Origin of the sequence: Flavobacterium sp. N1736 (assembly GCF_025947065.1) — a bacterium.
Taxonomy (GTDB): Bacteria; Bacteroidota; Bacteroidia; order Flavobacteriales; family Flavobacteriaceae; genus Flavobacterium.
This window is the reverse complement of sequence record NZ_CP109994.1, coordinates 1,178,193-1,192,777: the sequence shown is the minus strand read 5'-3', so window position 1 is coordinate 1,192,777 and position 14,585 is coordinate 1,178,193. Positions and strand designations below refer to the sequence as shown.

Below are 14,585 nucleotides of genomic sequence, written 5' to 3'. Positions count from 1 at the left end.
ACATAATTAGTCCTACAGAAATGGAAGATTTCGGCTCAAATAAAAAATCATAAAATTTTTACAAATAATTTAATAACTTTGATTACCTACAAGCGATAAATATTTCAAACAGAAATCATTAAGTATAAAATTCATTTTTGATTTTATCTGAAATAAGAAGTGATAAACAGCTGCAATTGCCCTAACATCAACCGTAAATGAAGAAACAAATTACTTTTCTCTTTTTTATGATAACCACAATCAGTTTCTCACAAAGCGCTGAAAAATGGAACCAATACATACAAAAAGAAAACGAAAGAAAATTTGAGAAATACTATCTTACCTCTTTAGAAAACGCACATCGCAACAAATATAAAGTTGTAAAAAAACTGGACAGTACTTTTTGTATTGTCGAAAATGCAAGCGTAAAATTTAATAAATCTTCGCAACAAAATATTTCCGTTAATGATTTATGGAAATTACCATCTAATTTTTCAAATCATACCGAAGACAAACCGTATATAATCGCAACTGACAGCCTCAAAATACTACTTACTGACTTAAAATCAATCAGCATTTCTTATATTAAAATACTGGATAATCATCTTGTAATGATAAAAACTGACTCCAAAAAAATTATTGAAATTATAGCTTTGAGCAGTGTAACTTCTGTTTCGCAGGAATCGATGCAGCCAAAAGGTGAATCTAAAATAACAGATCAAAATTTTAGCATCAATGCTATCAATAAAGCCAATGCTAATTTTCCACTTTTAACAGGCGAAAACCAAGTTATATCGATCAAAGATGATTTTTTTGATGTCAATGATATTGATTTATTAAATAAACACATTCCTTCTCAAAAAGAATCGGCAATTGTTTCAACCCACGCAACCGCTATGGCGACAATCGTTTCCGGATTAGGAAATAGTTCTGCATTAGGAAAAGGAGTTGTTCCAAAAGCTAAAATACAATCGTCGGATTTTTTGAGTATTTATCCTGATGAAACAGCAACTTTACAAGGTGCCGTTACTCAAAATCATTCTTACGGCACAGAGATTGAGAATTTTTACGGTTCGCTCGCCAATGCTTATGACGCTCAATTATTCTCAAATCCTGATTTAACACACTGTTTTTCCTCAGGCAATAGTGGACTTTTAGGTTATAAAACTATTACCGGAAATTTCAAGCAATCTAAAAATAGTATCGCAGTGGGCTGTATTGACCAAAACGAAGTAATTATGCCTTTTTCGTCAAAAGGTCCGGCTTACGACGGACGAATAAAACCGGAGTTGGTAGCTTTTAGCACGCAAGGAACATCAAATTCTACAGCATTAGCCACAGGAATTATTACACTCATGAAACAACATTATAAAACCATAAACAATAGTTTATTAAATAATGCGCTGACAAAAGCAATTTTAATTAATAGTGCCAAAGATTTGGGTAATACAGGTCCTGATTTTACCTATGGTTATGGAAATATCAATGCCAATAAATGCCTGAAAACGATCAGCGAAAACAGATTTATATCCGGTAATGTGACATCTGGTCAGACAAATTCGCACAACATTATACTTCCTGTAAATGCAAAAAAGGTAAAAATTACATTAGTCTGGAACGATTTGCCCGCTGCAATCAACAGTAATATAAGTTTGGTAAACGATTTAGATCTGGAAGTTATTTCAACTGACAACACCACTTTTTTACCCTGGATTCTTAATCCTGATGCGCCTGAGCAGCAAGCTGTAAGAGGAAAAGATAAAATTAATACTATAGAGCAGGTTACTGTCGAAAATCCGGCATCAGGATCTTATACGATCAATATTATAGGTTCATACGTTTCAAATGCGTCTCAGGAATACAGCATTGTTTACGAATATGAATTGCAAAATCAATTTGAATGGAATTATCCTGTTAGCAATGATAATTTCCCTTATGATGGTAAAACTATTTCTCCTTTTAAATGGAATGCTACATTTTCCGACACTTCCGGACAATTGTCTATTAGTTACAATAATGGGCAAACCTGGGAAATTATCGCAAATAATATAAATCTCGATAATGAACAATTTACATATACGCCTTCAGAACAAAAATTTTCGAAAGCAAAATTAAAAATGACGATTGATAATACTGATTATATCTCTGACAGTTTTACGATTTCGTACGATTTAAATATCAATACAAGTTTAGTTTGTGATGGCACAACAGAAATTAATTGGGACAAACCTGCCGATGTTGCTTCATTTAATATTTATCAACTTTCAGGAGATCATTTAGAATTTAAAGAACAAACAACAAACGCTACTTATGTTTACACTGATGGAAAAATTTATACCGTAATTCCTGTATTTGACAATAGCGAAGGAATAAAAAGTGAATCGACATTACAATATGCCCAAAACTCAAATTGTTATTTTGAGCTTGCTTTCGCAGAAGTGTATGAAGAAAATAAAATAAAGATTGATGCCAGCCTTTTTAGCTTATACAACATCAAAACAATTGAGTTGGTAAAAATAATTGATACTAATGAAAGTGTTATTAGCACCATAAATGAGATCGATTCAAAAACATTCTCTTTTTTAGATACTTCCCCAATAAAAGGCAGCAATAGATATAAAATAAATATAATTTTAGAAAACAATAATGTAGTCAGTTCCTCCATTCTTGACACACATTACTTGGGCGATGTTTTGTATTTTGTGCACCCAACATTATTAGGTAAAAATGAAGAATTAAATATTGAAACGCAAAAAGAGCAAAGTGCTACTTTCTATTTGTACAATATTAACGGGCAAAATACGATTACTTCTCCGTTACTTTCTAAAACCAATAACATCAATTTAAAAAATACTTCCTCAGGAATTTATATCTATAAGATAATTACCAGCTCAGGCGAAATTCAAACAGGAAAAATTGCCGTTTTTTAAGCTATTTTATTTTTAGTACTTCATCAGAGGCATTTGTACAGCTTTCAGCTCAAAATAATTGGAATTCTGATACACTATATTGAATTAATGTAACATGTTACATTTAAAAACCAATAGCTTCGCCATCAAAACTATACTGTTAAACCGAAAAACGCTATGCACCGAAATCCAAGGCTTTTACAAAACATAATTGACACAATTCCCATACCTGTTGGGGTCTATGTAGGAAATAATCTTAAAATTGAATTAGCCAACGCTGCCATGATCAAAGCCTGGGGAAAGGGAGATGATGTAATTGGAAAAACTTATCTTGAGATTGTTCCTGAAATTGAAAAACAGCAAATTTTAGATCAGGCATTAACTGTGCTTAAAACCGGAATTGCCTATCATGCCAAAGCCAGAAAAGTAGATTTGGTAATAGAAGAAATCATGACAGAACATTATTTTAATTATTGCTTTATCCCTCTTTTTGATGACGATGGAAATGTATATGGCGTACTTAATACCGGCACAGATATAACCGATCTGCAATTGGCAAAAGAAGAAGTACAAAACGCGAACGAAAGACTAAACATGGCTATCGATAATTCTGATATAGGCAGTTATGAAATAGACCTTGCGACAAAAAAGATCAAAACTTCGGGAAATTTCAATACAATCTGCTCGATTGCGAGCGAAGTAACCAATGAAGGTTTAATTGCAAAACTTCATCCTGATGATATGCCTGCACGTGAAAAAGCACACCTTGAAGCCGAAACAAGCGGAAAAATATGTTATGAGGCACGAATTATAAATGATGACCAGGTAGCGCGATGGACCAGAATTAGCGGCAAGATTATCAATGATAAAGATGGAAATCCAAAAACTATAATAGGAATTATTCAGGATATTCATGAACAGAGAGAATTTGAAGAAGAATTAAAAAAACAAGTTGCCAGCCGTACAGACGATTTAACACGCTCTAACAATGATCTTATGCATTTTGCCAGTGTCGTAAGTCATGACCTTAGAGAACCATTACGAAAAGTGAAAATTTTTAATAGCCTTTTAAGAAATGATATAGAAAGTCATGTAGACGAAAAATCTAAAAAATACCTTAACAAAGTCAGTCAGTCCGCTCAAAGAATGGAAAATATTATAGAAGGAATTTTGAGTTATTCGACATTAGATAAAACGTCTCAGCATACAGAAATCATAGATCTCAATGAAGTTATCGAAAATATAAAAATAGATCTGGAACTGATCATAAAAGAAAAAAATGCCATTTTAGTTACCTGTGATCTTCCGGAAATAGAAGGCGCACCAATTTTAATCAGCCAGCTTTTCTATAACCTCATACAAAACGCCCTTAAATTCTCAAAAGCAAACCAGCCGCCAAGAGTTATTATAACCAGCGCTCTTACAAAAGTTGATGGTTACGATTGGGTGCAAATTACCATCAAGGATAATGGTATTGGACTCGATGCCGAATTTGCCGAAAAAATATTCACTGCCTTTGAAAGGCTCCATTCTAAAGATGAATACGAAGGCAATGGACTTGGGCTTGCGCTATGCCGAAAAATAGCAAAAAGACATAATGGAAAAATCACGGCAAAAGGAGAAAAAGACAATGGGGCAGAATTTACAGTTACGCTTCCTTTAAAACAAGCAGTAGATACTATATAAAACTATATAGTGCCAGCGCAGATTAATTAGCTATATTTATAAAAAAAAATGAACAAAACCGGCCCAATAATTATAATAGAAGACGACCTGGATGATCAGGAACTTTTAAATGATGTGTTTTTATCACTGAATTATTCTAATGAAATAGTCTTTTTTTCAGATGGAGAACAAGCGCTGCAATATCTGACAGATACTCTTATTGAGCCTTTTATAATATTCTCTGATATAAATATGCCACGCCTTAGCGGCATGGAATTGAGAAATAAAATCCATGAAAATGAAGATCTTAGAATTAAATCAATTCCATATTTATTTTTCTCAACAAGTGCAGAACAATCTTATATAATTGATGCTTATTCAAAATCTATTCAGGGATTTTTTGTAAAACCATCTGATTATGAAGAAATTAAATCTACTATACATGTAATAGTCGAATATTGGTTAAAGTGCGTATCTCCAAACTACGTGAAATAAAAATTTTCATCTGCTTTTATCAATAATTTTATTAATTACCGCATTTATTTTTCAGGGGATAATTTTCTTTATAAGTAAACTCTTATTTTAAATATAGTGTTACTTAAAATTCCCCTGTACAATAAAAATTATCTGTAAAAAGTAATTTACAACCACCGAATAATTAATACTAAATATTTTATAATACACCTAAAACGCAGTTTTATGGTAGTGTTTAGTGTTAAAACAAAACCATTAATATATTTATTTACTACATTTACTATTCAACTCATTTACTCCTAAACAGTAAATTCTGCATTGAATCTATATAGATCTGCCCATTCAAATCTACATTTATTCTTCCTGTCTTTTTTTTATGAATGGTTCAAACCGAGAATATTTCGGGTTTGGGATTGTCTGTTTTCAGAACCTCACTTCGCATTTAAACCTATTTCCTGACCAATCGGGCTGGAAACTATTTTACAGAACTCCCCTGCATCTATCTGTACAGATTTTGCGCGCCATAAATTTTGTATATCCCTTCATTAGAATTCAATCTGTTTAAAAACCATTTAACGGTTTCATTGTCCGTTTCACCATTCTATTTGCCTGTTTCACTGATTATCGGTATAAAAATTCTATATCATGAAAATACCTTTGCTCCGAAATCAAGATAAATATTCATTAAAAACTAAAAAAAATGAAAACAATTAAACTAGGCAAACGCAGTCTTACCACGATCTTCGCAGTAGGAGCATTAATTGTGACAACCGCTACAGGTTTTGCACAAAAAAAACAAACAACAGACAAAAATCCGGAAGCAATTCGTCCATTCGAATACCATGCTACTCAGGCACAGCTGGATAACCTGAAACAGCGTATAGCTGCTACAAACTGGCCGGAGAAAGAAACCGTTCAGGACGCATCACAAGGTGTTCAGCTCGAAACAATGAAAGCACTCGCAAAATATTGGGCAAACACTTATGATTGGCGTAAGATTGAGAAAAAAATAAATGCTTATCCAAACTTTATCACAAACATTGACGGTCTTGATATTCATTTTATTCAGGTAAAATCAAAACACAAAAATGCACTGCCACTTATAATCACTCACGGATGGCCAGGATCAATCATTGAACAAATGAAAATTATTGACCCGCTTACCAACCCAACTGCTTATGGCGGAAAAGCAGAAGATGCTTTTGATGTTATAATTCCATCAATGCCAGGATACGGCTTTTCCGGAAAACCAACAGAAAAAGGATGGGGACCGGAACATATTGCAAAAGCCTGGGATATTTTAATGAAACGACTTGGTTATACCAATTATGTTGCACAAGGCGGAGATTGGGGAGCGATCGTAGTTGATCAGCAAGGTTTACAAACACCACAAGGGCTTATGGCTATCCATACCAATATGGCTGGCGTAATTCCTGAAGATATTAATGGTTTGGCATTTTCAGGCGCACCGGCACCGGCTAGTCTTTCTGCCGAAGAAAAAATTACTTACGACCGTGTACAAACCGTATATCAAAAAGGAATTGCATACGGATTTCAATTAGGGCTTCGTCCTCAGACTATGTACGGAATTGCTGACTCGCCTGTAGGTCTTGCAGCTTATTTTCTTGATCACGATGCACGCAGCTACGCCTTAATCTCACGTGTTTTTCAGGGACAAACAGAAGGTCTTACCAAAGATGATATTCTTGATAATATCACCCTTACATGGTTAACTAATACAGGAATTTCTGGAGCACGTCTTTATTGGGAATATTGGGGAAAAGGCTATTTTACTGTTAAAGGTGTAAAAATACCGGTTGCCGTAAGTACTTTCCCGGACGAATTATATCCGGCACCAAAATCATGGGCAGAGAAAGCATATCCGGCACTTATTTATTACAATAAAGCCGAAAAAGGAGGTCACTTTGCCGCTTGGGAACAGCCAAAAATTTTCACTGAAGAAATGAGAGCAGCCTTTAAATCACTGCGCAAATAACAGAATAAAGTCCAGTCAGCCGGCAATATGTCGGCTGATACGGACCTTTTTCTATTCCATTCATCTAATACTTTATTACAATGGAAAATAGTGCAATCCGCCCTTTTCGGTTTCAGGCATTTCAGGCAGACCTTGAAGATTTGAAACGCCGAATTTCTGCAACAAGATTTCCGGAAAAGGAAACAGTCTCTGATAACTCTCAGGGAGTGCCGCTGCAAACCATTAAAATGCTGGCTGATTATTGGCAAAATGAGTATGATTGGCGTAAGGCTGAAACAAAACTGAATTCACATCCGCAATTTTTAACAGAAATTGACGGGCTTGATATTCACTATATCCACGTTAAATCAAAACATGAAAACGCATTGCCTTTATTAATTACGCATGGATGGCCCGCCACAATAATGCATAATCTCGAAATAATTGGTCCGCTTACTGATCCCACCGCTTATGGAGGCACCGCTCAGGATGCTTTTGATCTGGTTATTCCGTCGCTTCCGGGTTTTGGTTTTTCAGCAAAACCAGATTCTCAGGGATGGGGACCTGACCGTATCGGACGAGCATGGATAACGTTAATGAAACGACTTGGATATCAAAAGTTTCTTGCACAAGGAGGCGATTGGGGCGCAATTATTACCGAGATAATGGCTGCGGATTTTCCTGAAAATATTTTGGGAATACATACCAACATGCCAAATGCCGTTCCACCCGAAATTGATGCTGCCGCCTTTACAAGTTCGCCGCCTGATTTAGATCTTACAATTGAAGAAAAAGAAGCTTTTGAGAGATTGAGTTTTACTTATAAAAATGTAAACTATGCCTTTTATATGGGAGCGCGCCCTCAAACATTAGTTTCTCTCACCGATTCGCCTGTGGGAATGTTAAGTTTTATGATTGATTTTGATCCGCGTGGACTTCAGCTTATTCAGCGTATCCTGTCTGGTATTCCGGAAGGATTGACAAAAGATGACCTTCTCGATAATTACACTCTTTTTTGGCTGACCAATACGGCAGTTTCCTCGGCACGTATTTATTGGGAAAATAAATTCTCATTTTTCGCACCTAAAGGAATTACAATACCGGTAGCCGTGAGTGTTTTCCCTGATGAGCATTTTCCGTTGCCAAGAATGTGGGCAGAAAAAGCATATCCTAATTTGATTCATTACAGCCTTGTTGAAAAAGGCGGTCATTTCCCTGCTTGGGAACAGCCACAGCTTTTTACCCGCGAGCTCAGAACAGCTTTTAAATCATTGCGAATATAAATACAAAAACCAATTACGAATAGCCCTCTCCTGCCCTGTTAACCTATTATTTATGAAGATTATATTGCTTCGTAACTAATTTATTAATTTAATATTTTTAACAATGGGAAATACAACTACAGCTGCTTCGGCAGCAGATACAAAAACAGCAATTCGTCCTTTCGAATTTCATGCACCACAAGCTGAACTAGATGATTTAAAACGCCGCATTGCAGCAACAAGATGGCCAGAAAAAGAGCCTGTAAACGATCTTACACAAGGTGTGCCCCTTGCTACCATGAAAGCACTTGCCGAATATTGGGCAAATGACTATGACTGGCGCAAGGTTGAAGCAAAATTAAATTCATATCCACAGTTTATTACAGAAATTGACGGTCTCGACATTCATTTCATCCATGTTAAATCCAAACATCCAAATGCACTGCCTATTATTGTTACTCATGGATGGCCGGGCTCGACTATCGAACAATTAAAAATTATTGATCCGCTTGCAGATCCTACAGCTTATGGCGGAAAAGCAGAAGACGCTTTTGATGTCGTAATCCCTTCAATTCCGGGTTACGGATTCTCCGGAAAACCTGACGAAACCGGCTGGGGTCCTGACCGTATCGCAAAAGCGTGGGTAGAACTTATGGGACGTCTTGGATACGACAAATTTTTAGCGCAGGGTGGCGACTGGGGAGGTCTAATTACTGATGTAATGGCATCTAAATTTCCGGAACATTTATTGGGAATGGCTACGAACTTTCCCTGCACGGTACAGCCTGAAATTAACAATGCTGCTTTTGGCGGACTTCCTGCTCCGGACAGCCTTACAGATGAAGAAAAAGAAGCTTATGACCAATTGGGCTTTGCATACAAACATGTTTCTTATGCCTTTATAATGGGATCACGCCCACAAACGCTGCTCGCAACTTCAGATTCGCCTGTAGGTTTGGCAACAATGTTTATAGACCACGATCAAAAAAGCCTTGCACTGATTATACGCGTATTTGAAGGAAAAACCGAAGGGCTTACTAAAGATGATGTACTGGATAATGTTACCCTTATCTGGTTAACCAACAGTGCGGTTTCCGGATATCGCCTTTATTGGGAAAATAAATATCCATTTGTTGCCCCATTCGGAGTTACGGTTCCTGTGGTTGTGAGTGCTTTTCCTGACGAACTTTATCAGGCTCCAAAAAGCTGGGCCGAAAAAGCGTATCCTAATTTAATTCATTATAAAAAACATGATAAAGGAGGACACTTTGCTGCCTGGGAACAGCCGGAACTTCTTGTAGGTGATCTTCGTGAAGGTTTCAGATCATTACGCTGATTAAAAAAATAAGGACGGCGTTTGCGCGTCGTCCTTTATTATCTGATTACAAAATCAGGCAAAAACCAAAAATTATTTTATCGGTTTAGTAAATTTAAATACGGAAAAAGACATTAATAAAGTTTGAAATGAAACAGAAAGGATTAATATTTATTCCCGACATCAGCGGATTTACACAATTTGTAAACAGTGTTGAACTTAAACACAGTCAGCATATTATCGCAGAACTGCTCGAAATACTTCTTGATGCAAACCAAATGGGACTTAATGTTTCTGAGGTTGAAGGCGATGCCATTCTTTTTTACAAACTCGGCGCAAGCCCAAATTTAGATGTTACCTATAAACAGGTCGAAAGAATGTTTTTATCGTTTCATAAACAGCTGCAGCGCTATGAAAATATACGTACATGCGAATGCAAAGCCTGTGTTACTGCCATTAATCTCTCTTTGAAAGTGATTTCGCATTACGGAGAATTTACGGAATATAAAATAAAAGACTTTCTTAAACTCATTGGCAAAGATATTATAATAGCACATCAGCTTTTAAAAAATGATATTAAGCAACACGAATATTGGCTGATAACCGATGATCTGTCCAAAGGAAAAATTCCTCAGCAATTTACGCCTTCCATACAATGGGATCACGGAACCAAAAAAGTCGACGATAATGAAATATCTTTTCATTTTACGCAATTGGGTCATTTAAAGGATAATTAGCCTAATTTAAAAAAAGTAATTATGTCACATGAATCAGCAAATAATCGATTAGAAGCTTTCTGTGATGCCGTTTTTGCCATTGCATTAACCCTTTTAATTTTAGATCTTAAAGTGCCGGAAGCAGAAACAATTCACAGCCCCGATGATTTGTGGAACTCGTTAACAACCCTGATGTCATCCACGTATGCTTTTCTTTTAAGCTTCTCTATTATTGCCATACAATGGGTTATCCATCACAAAACAATGAACTGGCTCAGTAAATCCAGTACCGGATTTGTTTATGCAAATGTCTTTTTACTGTTAACAATAGTTATGATACCATTCGCGACATCTTTTTTGGCTAAATTTGGCTTTACAAAAGCGGCTGCTCCGGCAGTTGTGCTTTATACCTTCATAATTTTACTTTGCAGTCTTAGCTGGAATATTTTAATACACAAAGCACTTCGTCCGCATTCACTTGCAAAAGATGAAATGGCAGAAACAGCAATACGGTCATTGTCGGTAAAAGTTAAATTTACTTTTTTTCTATACCTGCTTTCTACCGGTTTGGCTTTCTGGTTTCCAATTTTAGTATCGTTGCTTATTAACTTTATTTGGATTTATTGGTTTATCTTTAGTTTTAATTATAAAGAGAAATAAATACACACACAAAACACTTGATTAATTTATAGAATATGGAAAATTTAAAAAAAGCTTACATCGCGGGAGGCTGTTTTTGGGGAATGGAAGATTTGTTTAGAGTACGTCCCGGCATAAAAGATACACAAGTAGGTTATTTGGGCGGAAGCAATGAAAATCCTACTTACCATAACCATCCGGGTCACGCAGAAGGATTAGAAATTACATACGATCCAAATGAAACATCATACAGCGAACTTCTTGATTATTTTTTCAGGGTTCATGATCCAACAACAATGAATCAACAGGGAAATGATATGGGATCAAGTTACAGATCTGCCCTATTTATTCAGGATAAAGAGGAAGAAGAGAGCGCCAAAGAAGTGATCAATATTGTAGATGATTCAGGGCGCTGGTCCGGTAAAGTAGTAACTACTCTGGAACCATATACAAAATTCTGGCCTGCCGAAGAATACCATCAGGACTATCTGGTAAAAAATCCAAATGGCTACACTTGTCATTTTGAACGATTTGACACTTTCTTGTAAAAAGCGCTGTAAACAAAAAGTCATTGCTATCAAAACTAATGAACATGACTGCAATAATAATTGAAGACGAAGTTAAGGTATTTAAGGCTCTGGGACAGCTTATTACAAGCATTCGGCCCGACATACAAATCCTGTCGTATATTCAAAATATTACAGATGCGGTAAATTATCTTAATGAAAATGATCCGCCTGATGTTATATTTATGGATATACATTTATCTGACGGGTTATGTTTTGAAATTTTCAAAAAGGTAAAGATTATGTCTCCTGTTATCTTCTGTACGGCTTATGATAACTATGCCATTGATGCTTTTAAGTCCAATGGCATTGATTATGTACTGAAACCTTTTTCACGAGAAAGTATTGCGCAGGCGATGAAAAAAGTGGCAGAACTGAAAAACTTTTTCCAAAGAAATAAAAAAGACCTTCCGGATCTGGAATATCTGCTTACTTTAAGCGGAGAGCAAACCGGTAAACGCAGTTTTCTTCTTTTTAAAAACAACAAATATGTGACCATTCAAACAGAGAATATTGCCTATTTCTGTATTAAAAAGGAAATGACTTCTGTTGTAACTTTTGAAAGAAAAGAGTATCCGCTTGCACCATCACTTGAGGATATATACAAACTGCTTTCGCCTACGCTGTTTTATAGGATTAACAGGCAATATTTGGTCAATTTTAATGCAATTAAAGAAGTCGAACATTATTTTGCGCGCAAGCTGTTGGTAAAACTCAGCGTTTCTACAGACGAGAAATTATTTGTAGGTAAAGACAAGGCAACTCATTTTTTAAACTGGATGGAATGCCGATAATAATAATATATTAAAAACAAATGCAGCAATTCGCTGCATTTGTTTTTTAATAAATTTTATCGCCAGCCCAATTCCGGGGCAATATGTTCTAATATAGACGATAGTATATGTACATTATAATCAACCCCCAATGTGTTGGGAATTGTGAGCAACAGCGTATCTGCTTCCTGAATAGCTTCGTCCTGAGCCAGCTCTGCGATGAGTTTTTCCGGCTCAGCAGCATAACTCTTTCCAAAGATTGCCCGTTTGTCACTTTCTATATTACCAAAACTATCCGACCCTCTGCCCTGATCTCCAAAGTAAGCTCTATCCTGATCTGTCATTAATGCAAAAATAGAACGGCTTACCGAAACGCGTGCTTCATGTTGATGTCCGGCTTTTTTCCATGCTTCTTTATATAACCTGATCTGTTCTGCTTGTTGTACATGAAAAGGTTTGCCATTTTCGTCATACTTGAGCGTAGAACTTTGCAGATGCATTCCGTTCTCAGCCGCCCAAATAGCAGTAGCGTTAGACGCGGCTCCCCACCAGATTCGGTTACGTAATCCTTCAGAATACGGTTCAAGACGCAATAAACCAGGCGGATTTGGAAACATCGGAAACGGGTTTGGCTCAGCAAATCCCACACCGTTAAGTCGCTCTAAAAATTCCAAAGCTTTTTTACGTCCCATATCAGCATCCGTTTCACCTTCCTGAGGTTCATAACCAAAAGAACGCCAGCCATCAATAACCTGTTCCGGTGATCCCCTGCTAATTCCTAATTGTAAACGTCCTTCTGAAATTAAGTCTGCTGCACCGGCATCTTCCACCATATATAGAGGATTTTCATACCGCATATCAATAACTCCTGTTCCTATTTCTATTTTGCTTGTTTTGGCGCCTATTGCCGCAAGCAATGGAAAAGGCGACGCCAGCTGTTTTGCAAAATGATGTACACGAAAGTAAGCACCATCCAAACCGATTTCTTCTGCAGCAACAGCCAAATCAATGGATTGCAGTAGTGTATCGCTTGCCGTACGAGCCTGATAGGAAGGATGATTGGCCCAGTGCCCAAACGATAAAAATCCTATTTTCTTCATAGATAGCATTGTTTTTATTTATAGCTCAGCTTTTTTATTATCTAATTTTCTTTACATATGCGCTATAAACGTCGTCTTTTATAGAAGTTCGAAGATACACTTCGTTTTCGTCTTTTGATTTAAATTCAAATTGAATTAAAGCAGCGTCAGAATAATAAAACAGGGAATCATCATCTGCAAATTCAAGATTTGAAATTGGTTTGGTTGTCAATTTTACTTCAAATGCTATTTCACCATTCGTTATGTCTAATTGAAAAAGTCTTGCTTTATGCGTATATCCCCAAATATTATCACTTTCCTCAAGGATATAATCGATGTTGTCTCCTATAAAATCTCTTTTCCAAATTTGAGTTCCTGTTTTTGAATCTACAGCGTATATAGAAGAAACTTCCGGGCCTTGTGCTGCAAAATATACTTTATTGTCTTTGCAAAATATACGCTCTTTGATTGTATGTTGATTTTCAGCTAATTTAAATTCCCATAAAATATCCGGTTTATTCGGACTTAAAGCATAAACCACATCTTTTTCATTTGCTACAAATACATTTTCACCATCTGTTACAGGTTTTCCGGTAATAGGTTCTTCGAAGGTTTTTTGGTACACAAGTTTTCCGGTATTGGCTTCAAAACTATAAAAGCTGTTCGCACTTTGAGTAAAAACTTTATTATCAAAAACAAGAACCGGCGTATGGCTATCTCCAGCATCAAGTTTATAATTCCATATTAAACTTCCGTTTTTTATATCGAGGGCATAAATGTTATTATTTGGATTTTTAGCCGTTATATACAGTTTTCCATTATTTATAACAGGAGCCTGATCTTTTAAGATAATTTGATCTGTAACATTTCCTAATCTTGATTTCCAAAAAATAGCACCTGTTTGGTTGTCAATTGCGAAAATTTCACCGTTAATAAACGGAACGTATATAACGCCATCCTGCAATGTTATTGCATTTGCGCACATTTCTGTAAAGGCATCCGTCGCTTTTACAGTCCATACAATAGATTCAGATTCTAAATCAAATGAAAAAAGAGTACCGTCGTAATCATAAATCAGGATTGACGCTTCGTCTAACGGAACTTTTGTAATTGGTTTTATAACTTTATGAACGACTTTGTCATTAACGATTAAATCTGTGGTTGGCGCTTGCCCAAATATATTTATAACAGTAAATACAAATAAAAGAGTTATTAGATTTTTTTTCATTTTTA

At 36.0% G+C, this 14,585-nt stretch carries 12 protein-coding genes; 10 read left to right on the top strand and 2 right to left on the bottom strand.

Annotated features, from left to right (window positions below; all coding sequences use genetic code 11):
- The first annotated feature begins 197 nt into the window (after nucleotides 1-197).
- The 10 genes from OLM54_RS05165 to OLM54_RS05120 all read left to right on the top strand — a co-directional run bounded on the left by OLM54_RS05165 (nucleotide 198) and on the right by OLM54_RS05120 (nucleotide 12,294).
- A complete protein-coding gene (locus tag OLM54_RS05165; RefSeq protein ID WP_264537535.1) occupies nucleotides 198-2,909 on the top strand; it encodes a S8 family serine peptidase in 2,712 nt (903 codons plus the stop codon).
- Between the two features lie 156 nt (nucleotides 2,910-3,065).
- The gene (locus OLM54_RS05160) at nucleotides 3,066-4,574 is read left to right on the top strand and encodes a PAS domain-containing sensor histidine kinase (RefSeq protein WP_264537534.1); all 1,509 of its coding nucleotides are present in this window, start codon (nucleotides 3,066-3,068) and stop codon (nucleotides 4,572-4,574) included.
- 48 nt (nucleotides 4,575-4,622) lie between these two features.
- On the top strand, nucleotides 4,623-5,048 hold the full coding sequence (locus OLM54_RS05155; RefSeq protein ID WP_264537533.1) for a response regulator: 426 nt from the start codon (nucleotides 4,623-4,625) through the stop codon (nucleotides 5,046-5,048).
- A 679-nt stretch (nucleotides 5,049-5,727) separates the two neighbouring features.
- Nucleotides 5,728-7,023, top strand: a complete 1,296-nt coding sequence (locus OLM54_RS05150; protein ID WP_264537532.1) for an epoxide hydrolase family protein — start codon at nucleotides 5,728-5,730, stop codon at nucleotides 7,021-7,023.
- Between the two features lie 80 nt (nucleotides 7,024-7,103).
- Entirely contained in the window at nucleotides 7,104-8,285 is a 1,182-nt protein-coding gene (locus OLM54_RS05145) for an epoxide hydrolase family protein (RefSeq protein ID WP_264537531.1), read from the top strand.
- Between the two features lie 103 nt (nucleotides 8,286-8,388).
- Nucleotides 8,389-9,600, top strand: a complete 1,212-nt coding sequence (locus tag OLM54_RS05140) for an epoxide hydrolase family protein (protein WP_264537530.1) — start codon at nucleotides 8,389-8,391, stop codon at nucleotides 9,598-9,600.
- Nucleotides 9,601-9,728: 128 nt separating this feature from the next.
- Nucleotides 9,729-10,316, top strand: coding sequence for a DUF2652 domain-containing protein (locus tag OLM54_RS05135; protein ID WP_264537529.1), 588 nt, complete (start codon nucleotides 9,729-9,731; stop codon nucleotides 10,314-10,316).
- 21 nt (nucleotides 10,317-10,337) lie between these two features.
- Nucleotides 10,338-10,955 (top strand): TMEM175 family protein, encoded by a 618-nt coding sequence (locus OLM54_RS05130; RefSeq protein WP_264537528.1) that lies wholly within the window; start codon nucleotides 10,338-10,340, stop codon nucleotides 10,953-10,955.
- A 35-nt stretch (nucleotides 10,956-10,990) separates the two neighbouring features.
- Nucleotides 10,991-11,482 (top strand): peptide-methionine (S)-S-oxide reductase MsrA, encoded by a 492-nt coding sequence (msrA, locus tag OLM54_RS05125; RefSeq protein WP_264537527.1) that lies wholly within the window; start codon nucleotides 10,991-10,993, stop codon nucleotides 11,480-11,482.
- A 44-nt stretch (nucleotides 11,483-11,526) separates the two neighbouring features.
- A complete protein-coding gene (locus OLM54_RS05120; protein ID WP_264537526.1) occupies nucleotides 11,527-12,294 on the top strand; it encodes a LytR/AlgR family response regulator transcription factor in 768 nt (255 codons plus the stop codon).
- A gap of 56 nt (nucleotides 12,295-12,350) precedes the next feature.
- Here OLM54_RS05120 and OLM54_RS05115 read toward each other — a convergent pair whose 3' ends face one another.
- A complete protein-coding gene (locus OLM54_RS05115; RefSeq protein ID WP_264537525.1) occupies nucleotides 12,351-13,373 on the bottom strand; it encodes an LLM class flavin-dependent oxidoreductase in 1,023 nt (340 codons plus the stop codon).
- Nucleotides 13,374-13,410: 37 nt separating this feature from the next.
- Nucleotides 13,411-14,580: a PQQ-binding-like beta-propeller repeat protein gene (locus tag OLM54_RS05110; protein WP_264537524.1), complete on the bottom strand. Its 1,170-nt coding sequence runs from the start codon at nucleotides 14,578-14,580 to the stop codon at nucleotides 13,411-13,413.
- Between the last annotated feature and the right edge of the window lie 5 nt (nucleotides 14,581-14,585).